Origin of the sequence: Paenibacillus sp. FSL L8-0663, from assembly GCF_038008125.1 — a bacterium.
Lineage (GTDB): Bacteria > Bacillota > Bacilli > Paenibacillales > Paenibacillaceae > Paenibacillus > Paenibacillus polymyxa_D.
Window position 1 is genome coordinate 739,516 of record NZ_JBBOYM010000001.1, and the last position, 17,266, is coordinate 756,781.

The 17,266-nt window shown below is 46.7% G+C and carries 12 protein-coding genes; 9 read left to right on the forward strand and 3 right to left on the reverse strand.

All coding sequences use genetic code 11. The annotated features are described in order from the left end of the window. The first annotated feature begins 159 nt into the window (after positions 1-159). Positions 160-1,248, forward strand: a complete 1,089-nt coding sequence (locus MKY75_RS03255) for a site-2 protease family protein (protein WP_029515850.1) — start codon at positions 160-162, stop codon at positions 1,246-1,248. A gap of 151 nt (positions 1,249-1,399) precedes the next feature. Here MKY75_RS03255 and MKY75_RS03260 read toward each other — a convergent pair whose 3' ends face one another. Then, complete coding sequence (locus MKY75_RS03260) at positions 1,400-2,320, reverse strand: AraC family transcriptional regulator (protein WP_340884304.1); 921 nt, start codon at positions 2,318-2,320, stop codon at positions 1,400-1,402. A gap of 295 nt (positions 2,321-2,615) precedes the next feature. On the opposite strand from MKY75_RS03260, the gene MKY75_RS03265 reads away from it, so the two are divergent. From MKY75_RS03265 to MKY75_RS03290, 6 genes are all read left to right on the forward strand, one after another. Then, complete coding sequence (locus MKY75_RS03265) at positions 2,616-4,622, forward strand: beta-galactosidase (protein WP_165148306.1); 2,007 nt, start codon at positions 2,616-2,618, stop codon at positions 4,620-4,622. Positions 4,623-4,754: 132 nt separating this feature from the next. After that, positions 4,755-6,554, forward strand: coding sequence for a sensor histidine kinase (locus MKY75_RS03270; RefSeq protein ID WP_318627593.1), 1,800 nt, complete (start codon positions 4,755-4,757; stop codon positions 6,552-6,554). Next, positions 6,551-7,618, forward strand: coding sequence for a response regulator transcription factor (locus MKY75_RS03275; RefSeq protein ID WP_318627592.1), 1,068 nt, complete (start codon positions 6,551-6,553; stop codon positions 7,616-7,618). The genes MKY75_RS03270 and MKY75_RS03275 overlap by 4 nt, the downstream gene beginning before the upstream one ends. A 219-nt stretch (positions 7,619-7,837) precedes the next feature. Continuing rightward, the gene (locus tag MKY75_RS03280; protein ID WP_069010949.1) at positions 7,838-9,118 is read left to right on the forward strand and encodes an ABC transporter substrate-binding protein; all 1,281 of its coding nucleotides are present in this window, start codon (positions 7,838-7,840) and stop codon (positions 9,116-9,118) included. Positions 9,119-9,156: 38 nt separating this feature from the next. After that, complete coding sequence (locus tag MKY75_RS03285) at positions 9,157-10,041, forward strand: carbohydrate ABC transporter permease (RefSeq protein ID WP_029515844.1); 885 nt, start codon at positions 9,157-9,159, stop codon at positions 10,039-10,041. Next, the gene (locus MKY75_RS03290; RefSeq protein ID WP_029515843.1) at positions 10,038-10,865 is read left to right on the forward strand and encodes a carbohydrate ABC transporter permease; all 828 of its coding nucleotides are present in this window, start codon (positions 10,038-10,040) and stop codon (positions 10,863-10,865) included. Before MKY75_RS03285 ends, MKY75_RS03290 begins: the two co-directional genes overlap by 4 nt. A 407-nt stretch (positions 10,866-11,272) precedes the next feature. On the opposite strand, the gene MKY75_RS03295 is transcribed toward MKY75_RS03290, so the two are convergent. Next, positions 11,273-11,671: a hypothetical protein gene (locus MKY75_RS03295; RefSeq protein WP_029515842.1), complete on the reverse strand. Its 399-nt coding sequence runs from the start codon at positions 11,669-11,671 to the stop codon at positions 11,273-11,275. 173 nt (positions 11,672-11,844) lie between these two features. On the opposite strand from MKY75_RS03295, the gene MKY75_RS03300 reads away from it, so the two are divergent. Beyond that, entirely contained in the window at positions 11,845-12,891 is a 1,047-nt protein-coding gene (locus MKY75_RS03300) for a hypothetical protein (RefSeq protein ID WP_340884307.1), read from the forward strand. Between the two features lie 283 nt (positions 12,892-13,174). On the opposite strand, the gene MKY75_RS03305 is transcribed toward MKY75_RS03300, so the two are convergent. Beyond that, positions 13,175-16,474: a DUF5695 domain-containing protein gene (locus MKY75_RS03305; protein ID WP_340884310.1), complete on the reverse strand. Its 3,300-nt coding sequence runs from the start codon at positions 16,472-16,474 to the stop codon at positions 13,175-13,177. Between the two features lie 151 nt (positions 16,475-16,625). Here MKY75_RS03305 and MKY75_RS03310 point away from each other — a divergent pair, with 151 nt between their 5' ends. Continuing rightward, entirely contained in the window at positions 16,626-17,264 is a 639-nt protein-coding gene (locus tag MKY75_RS03310; RefSeq protein ID WP_340884312.1) for a pentapeptide repeat-containing protein, read from the forward strand. Positions 17,265-17,266: the final 2 nt, after the last annotated feature.

A 17,266-nucleotide genomic window follows, 5' to 3' on the forward strand; every position in this document is an offset into this window, starting at 1 on the left:
AACAGAATTCATACTTTAGAGCAACAAAAGGCAGAGTTAATTCAGTATGTTGAATTGATGAAACGTACAGACGCTGTACAGTAATGAAGGTAGAGAAGTTTTTACAAGCTGCACATAGCAGGATACAATGGAAGTGTTAGAGAAAGGAGACGGATACTTTTGCAAAATGAAGAGAAAAAGACCGATTCCAAATCCGGCTCATCCAAATGGTACCTTGGTAGTGCAGCAGCATTGCTTCTTCTGAAAGGCAAGTCGTTACTTGCCCTTTTAAAATTCAGTAAATTTGGCGGTGCGCTGATATCTATGGCGATAACGATTAGCACATATGCGATCATTTACCCGTGGGGATTTGCGGTCGGCTTCGTGTTGCTGTTGTTTGTACATGAGCTGGGACATGTATTGGCCGCCAAGCGCAAGGGGCTTCCCGTATCAGCACCATTATTTATTCCTTTTCTCGGTGCGCTGATCACCATGAAACGTCAACCTTTGGATGCGCAGACAGAGGCTTATGTGGCCATGGGCGGCCCGTTACTGGGGACGATTGGGGCTATGGCAGTATACGCAGGAGCCTATGCAACAGACAGTCCCCTGTTGTATGCGCTCTCGTATGTCGGCTTTTTCCTGAACCTGATCAACCTGCTGCCGATTCATCCGCTCGACGGAGGACGGATTTCCACGGCAGTGACGCGTTGGCTGTGGCTGGTGGGTCTATTGGGTGGAATTGTAGTCGTAGTATATTTAAAATCCTTTTTATTTTTCTTGATATGGGCGTTCTTTGCCTACGATTTGTACAAAAAATATGTTAAACGCAATAAAGAAGAGGCTAAGGTCCAATCCTTTTTGCAAAAGCCACTGGTGAACGTACAGCATCTGTATGAACAAGGATATCCGCTGCCTGGACCGGAGCACACGCGCAGATTATCTTTTAATACCTACTCGGATTTAGAGGGGCAGCAATATGTGACGGTGTATATGGAAAGTCTGGATGTGGAGCAGACACTTCTGCTGCCACAGCAGTGTCTTGTCCAGGATGTATGGCTGAACGGTGTGGAACATATACCGACGCCGGATGCGTACCAGCTCAGATTGCTGTGTGGGATTGATTATATTCCGTTTGAAAATGATAAGTATTACGAAGTACCCGCATCATCGCGCTGGAAATTCGGCATCGGTTACTTGGCTTTGGCCGTATTCCTGATGGGGATGATGTATGTGGTGCACCAGCATATAGGGGATATTAGGCTGTGATCCGATGATGAGAGCTTGGTCAAGATTTTAGATCATTAAGGCAACGGGTACAGCTTATAGAAAATAGAGTCAAAAGAGCGCGACAACCGCAATATTCGGTGTCACGCTCTTTTTTTGTTGAATAACACGGAGGAGCCTTTACACTCCGTCCTTATATCTTAATCCTTTGTTCATCAGTAATCGGCTTTAACGTTTGGCGGTATTTAAGTGGGCTGGTGCCTGTCCAGCGCTTGAACTGTCTGCTGAAATGAGCCAGACTGGAGTATCCGAGCAGGGAAGCTACCTTGTTGAGTGGTAGATTGGCCTGCTGGATCAACACCTTAGCTTCATGCAACTTGGTCTCCGATAGATAGTGACGTGGTGAATAGCCGTATACCTTACGGAACACTTCCTGGGCATAGCCAGGACTGATCCCGAGAGAAGCCGCCACATCTTCAAGTCGGAACGCTTGCTCGCCAGATTCATCTTCCCGATAAGGCTTAAACCTCGATTGAATAGCTTCCATGATGGCTTTGGCATATTGAACGGATGAAGGCGCAATTCTGGGCTCCAAACTGGTAGATATCATTTGCGAGAATATCCCGAATAGCTCAAATAAGGCAATCTGCATGCGAAAACGGTCTGCTGTCGTATATTCTCCGCTTTTCCGCACCATGCCAATCCAGCTATGGACAACCTTTTGCAGCTTGGCATTCGTTTCAGTACCCGCCGGAAAAAAGAGCTGATTGCTTTTAATCATTTCCTGACGGAATAATGGATCATCGACATTAAAATGAGAGCTAAAATAGTACATGCCGTTTGGGGAAACACACTGACTCACATGTTTAAAACCCGGCGGAATGATTAAAATATCACCTTCTCCAACCGAATATACGTTATTTTCCATAATCGTTTCCTGACGACCTTCTAAAATGAGTGCAATTTCAAAACCGATATGAGATTCCTCCGGCATGCACCAATCCGCTTGGACCCGGTGAATATGGGCGCCAAAAAATTTCACATTCCAGTCAATAATGGGCAGCCATTGGCAATCATGAAATAGAGATGGATCAACATCAGGATTTAATATCATCAGATCACCTTCGATTAGGGTAAATTTTACACCGCTTAGACAATCTCATTGTATCTAACATTTAACTATAATAAAAGAGCGCTTACAAATACTATTGTATAAGCTTTTATATAAAAGAAAGTGCTTATATATAGACATTTTGAAAGTGATGCGGATTATGTTGACATATCTGTTTCAATTATCAGTACTCTATTTGTACTAGCCCGTATATGGAATGCACTTAGTGCTCCGATCATCGGAGTGGCTGGAATCGAATTTTGCAAAATCCTGATGAACCTAATTGGAGGACGACTTGATGAAAAAGCTACTGTACGGTGTTGCCTATTATGATGAATATATGCCATATGACCGTTTGGACCAGGATATCCAAATGATGAAGGATGCGGGCATCAACGTGGTGCGGATTGCGGAATCCACCTGGAGTACGCATGAACCGCAAAATGGCGTGTTTGATTTTACTTCTGTGGATCGGGTGCTGGACGCCATGCATAAGGCGGGCATTGAAGCCATTGTGGGGACGCCCACCTATGCCGTACCCACGTGGCTGGTGAAGGAGCATCCTGATGTATTGGCGACAACGCCTCAAGGGCCGGGCAAATATGGTGCTCGCCAGATTATGGACATTACGAACCCGGTGTACCTGTTTCATGCCGAGCGAATCATACGCAAGCTGATCGGACGGGTGAGTCAGCATCCGGCGGTCATTGGCTTTCAGACGGATAATGAGACCAAGCATTACAACACGAGTGGGCCTAATGTGCAATTGCAATTTGTAAAGTACCTGCGAGAGCGGTTCGAATCGCTGGAGGAGCTAAACCGCAAATTTGGTCTGGACTATTGGAGTAATCGCATCAATAGCTGGGAGGACTTTCCTTCAGTGGTCGGAACGATTAATGGAAGTTTGGGCGCAGCCTTTTCCCAATTCCAGCGCAAGCTGGTGACGGACTTTCTGGCATGGCAGGTCGCGCTGGTGAAGGAATATAAGCGGGAGGACCAATTTATTACGCAAAACTTTGATTTTGAATGGAGAGGTCATTCCTTTGGTGTTCAGCCAGACGTGGATCACTTTGCGGCATCGCAAGCCTTTGATGTGACTGGGGTGGATATTTACCATCCATCACAGGATGACCTGACTGGTATTGAAATTTCCTTCGGTGGCGATGTGGCACGTTCGACGAAAAATAACAACTATCTAGTGCTAGAAACGGAAGCGCAGGCTTTTACCCACTGGGTTCCCTATCCGGGGCAATTGCGTCTGCAAGCGTTCAGCCATCTGGCTTCAGGGGCCAATATGGTGGCATACTGGCACTGGCATTCCATCCATAATTCCTTCGAAACCTACTGGAAGGGTCTGCTGAGCCATGATTTTGAGCCGAATCCAGTGTATGAGGAAGCACAGACCATAGGGAAGGATTTTGCAAGATTGTCTCCGCATTTGGTCAACTTGAAAAAGAAAAATAAAACGGCGATTCTGGTCAGCAACGAAGCATTGACGTCAATTGACTGGTTTAAATTTAATATGAGTAGTCCGTTGAATTACAATGACATCGTACGTCGTTTGTATGACGAGTTGTATAAACTGAATATCGGGACAGATATTGTTCATCCAGGTACAGAATCGTTTGACGACTATGATCTCTTGATCGTCCCGGTTCTCTATTCTGCCCCAGATGCACTACTGGAGAAGCTGAACCGATATGTGGAAAAAGGTGGTCATGTAGTATACACATTCCGAAGCGGATTTACCAACGAGCATGTGCAGGTGAGAACGTCCCGACAGCCGGGCGTGATTAGCGAAGCCTGCGGCATTCATTACAGCTTGTTCGTGGAGCCGAAGAAAGTGACGCTTAAGAATAATCCTTTTGGGGTGGCACCAGAGGACAATCAGGTAGATACGTGGATGGAGCTGATTACCCCGACGACCGCCGAAGTATTGGCCTATTACGATCACCCGCATTGGGGCAAATATGCAGCAATTACGCAAAACCGCTATGGTCAGGGAACAGCGACCTATATCGGCTGTATCGTCAGCCCGGCGGTCATCCGCGAACTATTCAGCTCTGTAGCCAAAAAGGCAGGAGTATGGGGACTGGATCAGGAAACGTCTTATCCGATCATTGTTAAATCCGGCACGAATGAGCTAGGACGGACAATCCGGTACTATTTTAACTATTCTGAACAAGCAGGCTCGGTGGTCTATCCGCATGGAGACGGCAAGGAGCTGATTGGGGAGCATGCGGTTACCCAAGGAGAAACGCTTCCATTAGAGCCTTGGGGTGTTATAATTATCGAAGAAGCGTAAATGATGAATAATGAGCTGAAACCAACTTACGAATAATATCATATAGGTTTTCCCCGGGAGTATCCGGTACATGAAGCGCCCCTGCGAATTGCGGGGCGTTTTCGCATATGGCTGAAAGAGGAGTGCATCGCTATGCCAACCCGAGCAGTTCGCTGGTTCCGGGCGCTGACGGCCCCGTATCGACGTAGCATTCAGCTCAAGCTGATCTTGACGATGGTTGTTTTGTCTGTGCTGCCGGTCATTGCTGTCACGGTGCTGGCTGCGGAGAAAAGCAGAGCTTCCATGGAAACGGAAGTGGTAGAGACGAACATGTCCAATATGAAATGGACGGGGATCTATATCAGCGATCAGCTAGATCGTCTGAATCATCTGATTTACAGCATTCAGATCAGTCCTGATCTGAGCGATTATTTGAATGAGCGCGAGCCTGACAATCTTTCAAGCCAATTTAATGCCCAGCGAAAAATGCTGAATACGATGGCGAATGTGTATTATTCGGCCGGAAGTCATGTGATCGGCATCCAGCTTTATTCGAAGCAATCGCAAACCTTGTTTACCTTCAATAGCATGCAAAATGAAATTACGACGGTGAGCGGTATTCCCCCACAGTATGCCGAGATGTGGCAAGCGAATAAGGATTATTTGATTCGCCCAAGCTCTACTGACCCGGAACGCTTTACTCTGACGCGCAGTATTCGGCGTTTTGAAGACCAAAAGCAGACGGGAGCTATTTCTTTGGATGTATTGTGGTCTCAATTCGATCAGACGCTGGGCCTACTGGGACGAGGGGATCAGCATCAAGTGTTGATTACAGATGCAGATGGCAGGGTTATGTATCCAGCACAGGCTCTTCAGTCGCCTCCTCCTGCAGGAGTGCTGACAGCTCTGCGTGACGTTAAGCCGGGCCCCGGGATGATTCAAACTGCTGAACATTATGTGTTCTATAATGATCTGGATGTAGTTGGGCTGAAGCTGGTCAAAATCGTACCCACTTCCTCCATTAACCACAGCGCCTTTTCAACCATGCTGTATGGTATCATCGTCGGCGTGATTTCAATCCTGGTTTCCATCTGCATTGCCGTTTTCATCGCATGGCGGACTGCACGTCCGATTGTTCATTTGGCACGTTCCGTACAGGAGCTGGATATGATCAAAGGACCGGTTGGACAGCCAAGTACACGTCCGGATGAGATAGGACTGCTGGAAAGAAGTCTGCATGGGATGGCAGGCCGAATCCGCGAGCATATCCAGACGGAATACAGTATCAATTTGCAAAAAAAGACGGCTGAATTGAAAGCGCTCCAGGCACAGATTCATCCACATTTTCTGCAAAATACACTGCAAATGATCGGGAGTATGGTATTTTCTCAAAAGCCGGAGGACACCTATGAAGTTATTCGGTCGCTGAGTGAGATGTTCCGTTACGTGGTACGGGAGCCTCAGGATTTGGCCTCTTTACGCGCAGAGCTCGACCATGTAGGGCATTATATGCGCATCCAACAACGTCGATTTCCCCAAAGATTAGTGTTTCAGGTGGAGACGGAAGAACAGGCGATGGATATTCGTCTGCCTAAGCTATCGCTTCAGCCATTGTTAGAAAACGCGTTTCAGCACGGTCTTGACCGTAAGGCAGGGGCATGGCGAATGGGAATTCGAGTGGAGATTATGAGAGAAGATGTGTGTATTACGGTTTGCGATAATGGAAACGGCATGGCCCCGGACAAGCTGGAAAAAGTACGGGCAAAGCTGGAAAACGCGTCGGAGGAACCGATCTGGGCGCAGGGTAGTCATATCGGATTGAGCAATGTGTCTTCACGCATACGGATGAATTTTGGAGTGCGCTACGGAGTGACGATAGATAGTGAGCAGGGAGTCGGTACACGTGTCACCATCCGCATTCCATTCATCTCAGCAGAGGAGGGAAAAGTATGATCAGAGTATTAATTGTGGACGATGAGCCGTGGAATCGCGATATTCTGAAGACATTTGGCACATGGGAAAAACTCGGAATGTTGGTAGTGGGTGAGGCTGAGGACGGAGACGAGGCGTTCAGACTAGTCGGGGAGTTAGCTCCCCATATTGTGATTACGGATATGCACATGCCGGGTGCGGACGGAGTGGAGCTGCTGCAAGCGCTAAATAACCATTGTCCTAATGTAAAAATCATTGTCGTGAGCGGATATGATGACTTTGCGTATGCCAAACATGCCATCCGTTACAAGGCCGTCGATTATTTGTTAAAGCCAGTCAATCCTGCCGAGCTGAATGCAGTGTTGCTCAAATGCAAAAACGATCTGGAGGTCAAGGCTGCTGAACAGCAGCAAGAAGCGACGGAGCTGGATTATGAGTTTTTTCACAAGCTGACCCGGTATAAGCAACTGCTGCGTCTTTATTTTAATGAGTTGAACTGTGACGGGGTGAACCTAACCTGCAGACAGGTTATGCAGGAGCTGGAGAGTTATGGAGCGCCGAGTCCACCTATGCTAGGCAGGCTAGTGCAGGAGCTTCTTTCCCTGCTGAAAGAGCTGGCAGCGGATAACGGGCTGGATACTTCTACGGCAAAGGCAGGATCTCTACTGTCGCAGGATGCCGTATCCTCTGTAGAACATGCGTTGGAATTCGTATCGTCGTGCTATGTTCAGGAACTGGATCAGCTCATTCGGCAGCGGAAATACAAAAACAAGCTGAATTTAGAAGAGGTACGGCGATATATCGACAGTCACTTTGCTGGGCCGATTACACTGGAGCAGTTGGCGAAAAACTTTTTTGTGAGCAAGGAGTATATGAGCAAGGTATTTAAGCAGGAGTATGGTCAAAATGTAACGGACTATATTGTAGCGCGAAGAATGGAAAAGGCGCGAGAATGGCTGGTCAATAAACAGGTTTCAATTAAAGCAGTTGCGGAGATGGCAGGATATGAGGATGTGTCTTATTTCTATCGGGTATTTAAAAAGCATTTTGGCATGGCACCCGGTGAAATGAGGAAGGAAGTTTAAAAAAGTCCAATCCAATAAGCTAAGGGTGTCCAATGGCAGAAGTGACCTCCCATTCTATAATGAAAGCGTATACAAAACAAGTTGTACAAAGGAATTTGGCCTTTATGAAGTTCGCACAGAGCTGAATAGAGGTTGAAGACCGGCGGCATAGCTGCTTTGAATAACAACTGATTTGTCGGTGGGTAGCAGTTATTTTCAAAATAGGGGAGGTCATTTTTTATGAAAATGTGGAAAGGTGTATTGAGCACAATGCTGGTTGGCACGTTATTGGCCGGGTGTGGAGCGAATTCTTCAGGCAGTGACAGCAGCGGTTCCGGTGGAGACGGCAAAACGGTGAATCTCAAAATGTTTATTGCTCAGCCCCGTTTGAAGGAGCACTACGATAAATACATTAATGCGTTCGTAGCGAAAGAGAAGAAAGATAAAAATATCGACGTTACGGTTCAACTGGAGATGCCGCCTGCGGACAACGCTGCACAAATTTTGAAGACAAGACTCGCATCCAACGATGCGCCGGACGTATTTGCATTGCACGCAGTGAATGAAATCCCTCCGTTTTATAAAGCGGGCTATTTGGAGGATTTGTCCGGTCAGCCTTTTGTTAACAAATTGATGGATAGTGTGAAGCCTTCGGTGACAACCAAAGACGGAAAGGTCGTAGCGGTTCCTTTGGAGACGATCTCATGGGGCTACTTGTACAATAAAAAGATATTTAAGGATTTGGATTTGCAGCCGCCGGGAACGTTAACCGAAATGAAGGCAGTGGTCGAGAAGCTGAAAGCGAATAATGTGAAACCGTTCCTGTTGTCCTACAAGGAATCCTGGATTCCACAGCTGTTCGTGCCGCTGACAGCGGGTGCGATGATGAACACACAGAATAAGGATTTTATCGACCGGATGAATCAGGATAAAGGCTCTTTTTCCGAAATGAAAAGCATGTTCGATATTATTGATCTGGTGAATAGTAACGGTACGGACAAGGCGCTGGAAATCGGTGGGGATGATGGATCGGCTGCGTTTGCCTCGGGTAAAGCGGCGATGTGGATTCAGGGACCGTGGTTTGCAGAAACGATTTTAAAATCGGATCCGAAGATGGATTTTGGGGTAGCACCGCTGCCGATCAATGACGATCCCAATGCGACACTGATTAATTTGTCCACTTCGACTTCGCTGGCTGTATCCTCTACAAGCAAGAATAAGGAGGTTGCGCTCGATTTTGTTAACTATGTGCTGGATGACAAGGATTCCAGTGCGTTCTATGAAGCATTGAAATTTAACCCGATCTCCAAAGTGCATACGTTTAAAAGCTATCCTTGGGTTAATGACGCTACCGAATACGTAAAAGCAGGCAAGTCGTACCAAGATCCATCGATCCCGCAAGCGGTCAAGGACGAGGCAGGCAAATCGCTACAATCCTATTATGCGGGTCAGCTCTCGCAGGATGATGTCATTAAGGCGCTGGATAAGGCATGGAAATCGTATAACAAAGTGAACAAGTAACGGTAACCTACAGAATTACACCAGGAGGGAGAGACTCCATGCCTTTTAAAATCTATAAAAAATACGTCATGCTACTGGCGTTTACAGCCCCGGCGCTGATCTTTTATGCCATCTTCCTGCTCATTCCAACGATCAGCGGCATGTACTACAGCTTTACAGACTGGAACGGATTGAATCCCAATTACAGCTTTATCGGCTTGGGGAACTTTGTGGAATCGTTGAAAGAAGACCCCGATTTTCTCAATTCCCTTTGGTTTACCCTTAAATACGTATTCGTCATGATTGTGCTGCAAAATGTACTGGCGCTGGCACTGGCAGTGTTGATTGAGTCGCGTACACGTACCAAAGGATTTTTCCGGACGATATTTTTTATGCCCAATATGATCAGTACCATTATTAGCGCATTTATGTGGACATTCGTTTTTTCCTCCGTGCTGCCACAGATCGCCGAAAAGACGGCTATCGCCTTTTTGGGCCAATCGTGGCTGGGCGATCCGAAAGTATCTTTCTTCGCTATTATTATCGTGTCGCTCTGGAATGGTGTCGGTTATATGATGATCATCTATCTGGCTGCGCTTCAAGGCGTGCCACAAAGCTTGAAGGAAGCTGCGATTATTGACGGGGCGAACGCATTTCAGACATTGCGAAGTGTGACGATGCCGATGATTACTCATGCGATTACGATCTGTTTCTTCCTGACGCTGAATGGTGCCTTCAAGGTGTATGAGGTCGTATACGGACTGACTGGCGGGGGGCCGGGGCGCAGTACACAGGTGATTACAATGAACATTTATGAGGAGGCGTTCTCCAACAACTTCCGTTATGGTTATGCGAGTGCCAAATCTGTTATTTTGTTCGCGATTGTTCTCATTTTCACCCTGATTCAACTGCGTGTCATGAAGAAGAGGGAGGTGGAGGCATGAGGTTGAAGAAAGCCAATTCCTTGCTGATTACGCTGATTTTGTGCGTGGGCGCAGTCGTATCCTTCTTCCCGATCTACATGGCGGTAATTAATTCGTTTAAAACACAGGGTGAGATGTTTGCATCCTTTACAGCGCTGCCAACAAAGCTTCATTTTGAAAATTACAGTCAGGCTTTTCATCAGACTCATTTGCTGAACAGCGCTCTGAATTCCACGATTATTTCTTTTATCGGCATTGGTGGCATTGTGATCTGTTCGGCGCTGGCAGGCTACAAGCTGTCTCGTACACAGGGGAAACTGAGCAGTGCGATTTTCTTCCTATTTGTCGCATCGATGCTGGTGCCGTTTCACTCCATTATGATACCGCTTACACGAATGGCAAAAGATTTGTCCGTTCAGGGCAGTACGTACGGCTTGGCCCTGATCTATATCGGCTTGGGTGTGAATATGGCGATCTTTTTGTATCATGGATTTGTCAAATCCATCCCGCGTGAGCTGGAAGAATCCGCACAAATGGACGGTTGTAATGAGTTTCAGACGTTCTTTCGCATTATATTTCCTTTGCTGCTGCCGATTACAGTTACTATCGCGATTTTGGATTTCTTGTGGATTTGGAATGACTTTTTACTTCCATTGTTGATGTTGACGGATGTGAACCATTACACCCTGATTCTCTCGACCAATATGCTGTTTGGAGAGTACAACAAGGAATGGTCGCTTATTCTGGCCGCACTCGTGCTGACCTCCATCCCGGTTATCCTGATCTATGCATTCTTTCAGAAATTCATTATGGAAGGAATCGCGGAGGGAGCGGTTAAGGGATAAGGTGGAAAGCCTTCCTATCAATAAGGAAGGCTTTTTCTCTGATTCAGCTTTTTTCGCGCCAACGTTTCAATAAAAAGATAGGAAGGGTTACAAACAAAATTGCAAAGGCTACAATGATCCACCCCTGAGGGTCAATGATATACAACACGACTCCGATCAGCAGAACTGTTGTTATTATGGAAATTCTCACTTTCAACATTGTTCTCTTACTCACCCTAGCTTCTAATTTTGGCAGCGTTATGAGGGTGATTGCAGTTAACGCAGCAAAAAATGTTGAGGTAAATGAATTATAGATAATATCAGCTCCTTAATCTAATTACCCACCCAGGAATGTTCGGAATTAATGTGATAAAACAGAAACCCTCCGCTGAGAAAGGCTTTTGTTTTGGAACGACGCACATCCAACGTTACTTCGAGAAAATACTTATAATAAAAAATAAAAGCGAAATGATGATCAAAGTTAGATATATACTAGAAACCCGTTTTCCGATTGTAGCTCCAAACTCTTTAGGATTTTTATATCCAATGATTAAACTGGGAATAAAAAAAATACTGGATAGATAAATGGTGTAGTGAAACCTAGTATTATCGACAGGATTGGACCATGCGGACAATCCAAAAAAGGAAAGCAACTGGTCTCCCAATATGTAATCGCCAAATTCAAAAGAAACAGCCATGCCAAGAAGAGATAACAGCAGTGAAAGTGATCCCCAGCCTACTTTTTTTCTGTTTTTTCTCAACAATTCAAAGATAATTAGTAAAATTGCAATTGCTTGTATGCTGTATGTCAACATGATTGAAAACATAAAGTACCTCCTTGAACATCAGAATCAAATGATAAGATGTCAATTTCGGAAATAAGTGTACCATTTTATGGTATGTTTTCATATGCCTTTCAATATAGCGATCGTAAGATCAAATGGAACGCGAAGCGGCCTTAGCCATACAATATTTCATCTGAATGTAAAAGGAGATGATTATGTTGGCTACCTTCTCGGCCGCGCTTCAAGTAAAAAAGCGGATGGCCAAGCGAGTCTTAAAAATGTCCGGTGTCCACGGCATTGGCGTAGGATACAGGGACCCTGCCCATCCCAAAAAGGGAGCCGCTGTCATTGTGTACACGGACCGTTTAGCGTCGGCCTCTACTGGACTCCTGTCGGCCACCGCATTAGGAAAGAAAACGAACGTTCCAGTCCGAATTGTAAAGACTGGAAAGATCAGAGCCAATGCTACGGACTACAGAATGCGCATACGCCCGGTCATCGCCGGCTACAGTGTCGGGACGATTGAAGGCTCCGGTACAACCGGACTCATCGTTGCCCCAACTGGAGCGCCGGCTACACGTTATCTTTTTAGCAACAACCATGTCCTCAATCCCTCCAATACAGACAATCGGGAGGCTACAATTCAGCCAGGCGGAGCCGATGGGGGGACGGTTGCTCAGGATCGTATAGGACGGCTATATCGTTACGTGCGCTTGAATCCTACCGGAACGAACCTGATTGATGGGGCGCTTTCGCTTCCGACCCGTAACAACCTGCTCAATCCGCGTTATGCCACAGTAGGAGCGATTCCGGGTCATGTGACCGCTTATCGCATAGGGGATAGGTTGAAGAAGGTAGGGCGTACGACCGGGCGGGTCAATGGCACGGTAGAGTCCGTCTATACGGACCTGCAAATCAATTATGGTGGGGAGTTGGGCTTACTGACCTTCGAAGATCAGACAGTTATTAGAGGTACGACTCCTGTATCACTACCCGGGGATTCTGGCTCTGTATGGCTCAGACAGTCTGATAATTATGCAGCTGCGGTTAATTATGCAGGCACGGCAGATGGTCGCTTATCCATAGCCTTTCCAGTGCAGTGGGCCATGCAGGTATTCAACACACGAGTAGCCCGACCCAGCGGGGCAGGCAGGGTGCTGAGGGTAGATACAGGGTCTTCCCCTCGCTCCTATACTAGACAACTCACCAGTGAGGAACTCGCTCGCTTAAGACCAAGAACGACACGTATTAGACGAAGCTAATTGATCTATAGATGGAATAGCTGCCGCTGATTACTTTGGTAAAGTGGTCGCTTTAAGAGATTTCCACAGGAAGGCTCACTTCGGAAGCATCACCTCCCCGGATTTCTCCCCTGATTACAGAATTAATATAAGAAATCCGGGGCGGAGGCAATGAGAAGCACCAGCAGAAATAATTCACGATCCCAATCATTTACGATGCAAATGTTTCACGATACAAATCATTCATAATACAAATCATTCACAATCTAAAACGTTAACGGCATGAATGAATGCATAATGCATTCTAATCTGCCCCCTCAGCATATGCTTGGACTCCCACATCAGGGGCTGTAATGATGCTACTTGCCGAGGCCAAGCCCCGGATTTCCTGAGCGGTCAGGGCTCTGTTGTAAATGATCAGTTCATCTACTGCGCCGTTCAGATAGGGATCATCAAACTGGGATTTCCCAATATAGTTCCGGTTTGTCAGTCCAAGACTGGAAGGATTCAGCGTCATGTTCGTGTTACGCGTCGCCTCTACACCGTCCACATACATCATTCCAGTATTGCCTGACAAAGTCACGGCGACATGCTTCCAAACCCCTGTTGCTAGCTCCGGCGCATTCAACTGTTGTTCCTTTCCGTTCCCCGCGATAGTGATAGCGAAGCGCATACCAGTTCCCTCGGCCTTAGGTGTCAAAAACATATACCGATCCGTGCTTGCTCCAAAATCAAACAGGCGTGCCCAGCCATTATGCGTGTTCACTCGTACCCATGCGGCAATGGTAAAGTCATTGAGGCTGCTAACTATTCCGCCGGGCAGGCTGGCATAGGCGTCTGTACCGTTAAGGCGCAGAGCATTGCCATTCCGTCCCGCGCCCCACGAGCCTCCATTTACACTGGCCTGTTGTCCATAACCGGAAGAATCGACTGCGGTAGATCCGGCCGTTTCGTCAAATTCATAATGGGCTATAATGTCTCCAGCGGGAGACGGATTACCTGTACTCGATTGAATACGGATATCATAGTTGGCTGCCGTACCGATATTCAGTCTGACCGTGATCGCAGAGCTGTTAGCAGCCGTGACTGATCCGGTTTTGGTACCGTCTACGAGCACGTCATACGTACCTGCCGCGAGTCCGGTCAAGCTCATAACGGTAGTATGAGTCGTGCCTGGGGTCATATTTTTCAGTGTCAGGCGCATGTTGTTCTTGGACTTGGACACGATGGCCAAGCTATATTGATCCCGGTTCAACTCCAGACTCAGCTTCTGGGTGATCAGATGCAGACGTTGGAATACGCCGTCTTTTGGAGTAACCGTATAGCTGTTATTGCTTTCTGTAACGTCACAGCCATAACCGAACAAACCGAATATGGGATCGACAGCAACATCCGAGCTTAGAATTTTAATGGCTCCAAACAGCCCTAGATCGGCTTCCCCGGACATGCCACGCCATCCGTTAAAGAGAGGGCCGCCGTCCAGACCCAGGGCGCCGTAATTGCCCTTGCCTGCCTGATATGTCCACGATACCGCCCCGATATTGGCAGGATCAGAGCTGATCTGTCCCGAGTTAATCGCCCCGATGTTCGCCAGCTTGGCGGCATAGGATAGACGCTGATCCACTTCAGGCTTGGACGAATAACGACGTGTCCAGTCATCCATCGCATAGCCGGCCAGTGAGGTCGTGTACTGGAAGTTCCACCAATTCTCTCCGGTAATGGTGACCGGATCGGCATAATAGTACCAGACAGGCATATAACCGCGTGCAGCACGCGTTTTGGCGTTGATTTTGCTCATCATCGTCGTGTTGTTGTTCATTTTGGCGAGTGTATATACGGCTTCTTCGCCTGTATTGTCATAGTTATACTCAGAGCCATAAGGATAGGTGGTATTCTTGAAATTGTTGTACTTGGTAGCCATTTTGGCAATCAGGTCGTTAGCCTCGGTGGTCAAGCCTTCTTCCTGAAGCGCTTTAATAATATCAGGTGTAGTTAGCTCACCCATGAGTCCCGTGTTCCAGTTATAGGCAACAGGGCCTTCATACAACGCTTTAAAAATATGATAAGCACGTAGCAAATATGTGTTTTTGCTATTGCGATAGCTGATCAGGTTGGGATACAGCTTGGCAAGTTTATACATGCTAAAAAACGTATTATAAATGTGCGGATAGGCATAGCCCCGGTACGTTGGTGTCGTATTAGGCTGCGGCATCAGGAAATCAGGAACCAGATAATCGCTATGATGGCCTTCCATCAAATTCGTCCAGATGGCCACTTCCAAATAATCATCGACTGCCTTGATCTCAGATGCCACGGGCTTCTGAACGTTTTTCTCCGCCAGAAACTGACCGTGAGTTAGCCCCCAATCGTCACCCCAGCCCCAGTAACCAGCAAAGCTGTTGCGTTTGGCCTTGTACTGCATCATCCAGTCATCAAAGACCTTATCCCTCAGGTCGCCCGGAACGTTCCATTGGGTGCTGTTGACCATGAAGGTAGAGTGACGCTGAAGTGCAGCTTCGATTGGCTCGATGGCATAGAACTGGAGAACGGTTTTTTCGCCGTTACCATAGTTAACCGTAATATTGTTATGTCCCAGTCGTCCCAGTGTAAGTTCATATATTTTATGGTTTGTAGGGGCTGTTTCCAGATAGCTGATGGTCGTTTCCGACGGATATTGCGCGGTGACAGAGGTAATGGATTTGCTGGTATGCAGATCGAATTTAGCCTTGAGATTGGTTGGGAAGATCATACCCGGAACCACGGTCACATCCACATGTCCCTCACTGTACAGCCTGTCCTTTACGGCCTGCTCGTCCGCTACCTTGTAAAATTTAAAAGCATACGTTTTGCTTTCACCAGGAGCCAGCGACAGACTGGTGCTTCCAAGATAGCCACGGTTGGTGCTCTTGATGACATTGGAGTGGATATAGAACACATTCAGTCCTTCGGACCAGCCCCCTTGCTCCATAGCCCATGTGCTGCCGGGATGCTCCTCAGTTCTCCAATGGTCCTGATATTCGAGACCAGCCCCCGTTGAGGCATCAGGGATTAGTAGTACATACGGTCCGATGCCGCTAGGTCGTCCAGCGGTAATAAAGGAACTATTATGGCCTACAAAGGAGTGTGAGAGTACTCTGGTTTCATAAATTTGTTCATTATTGCCACCGGACCAATACTCGTTAAACGGAAGTGGCAGTCCCCAATCTCCGATCTCCAGCGTTTGATTAGAGCTGTTCGTTACTTTCATTTGCCAGTGCAAATAATCGTTAACCAACGAATAAGTTTCATGTAAAATGAAATTACGTATTCCCTGATGGTTTGATGAATTCTGATAGGCTACCTGGACACTGTTTCCAGAAGAGGTGATCTGGCGCGCATCAGCAGAATTGCTTGTCCATGCCCGAGTCCACGCTCCGTTGCCGAGACGATAGGTGAACATGAGTTCACCCAGCCATTGATGATCCGACGTATTCTGTTTAGGTGCGTTGGAGCTGTTCATAACATAGTTGGTATTAAAAGTGTCCCCTACCAGTCGCAAGGAAGAGAGATCCCCGTAATCTCCGACAGAGATGGAGAACACTTGATTAGATAGCTGTACTGCCATGTTATCAACCTCCTAACAAAGGTTCGTGAGCGTGCTCACTACGTTAATATATGTGTGAGAAATACTTTTGCTACCCTATGTATGAGAATTGATAGAAAATAGATTCATATAGATATCCTAGAGGGCTCTCAATCGTGGAGGTAGAGATATAATGAAAAATAAAATGGAGTTGCCAAAGATTCCTGCGGATTTACCCGTATTAAATGAAGAAATGCGCTCCATACGATCCAAAGACGAACTCAGTATAGGGTCTGTAGAGGATATCATTTTGGACAATATGGAAGCGGTTAAGGTTTCATTAGAGAAGATGACTTTTAAAAATGTAACGATCATGGAATCGTCATTGCCGGAAAGTGAATGGACAGACGTTATTTTTGATAAATGCGATCTATCGAATGTTAATTTTTCAGGTTCCTTTATCCATCGGGTAGAGTTCAGAAACTGCAAATTGCTCGGAACGGATTTTTCGAGAAGCAGGTTCCAAAACGTTCGTTTTTCGGATTGTTTAGGGGATTATTCGATGTTCCGTTTTGCTAATTTCAAGCAAGTTGGTTTAGAGGATTGTTCTTTGATAAGTGCAGATCTGTATCATTTAACACTACAAAAAACCTCTTTTGCCCGTTGCAATCTGGATCAAGCCACCCTGTCGGGGTCCAAGCTCAAGGGAATTGATCTCAGTGATTGCGAATTTGATGGATTACAAGTAGAGATAGAAGACTTGAATGGCTGCATCATCTCACCGCATCAGGCTTCATCCTTTGTGGGCCTTTTGGGGCTAGTAATTAAATAAGG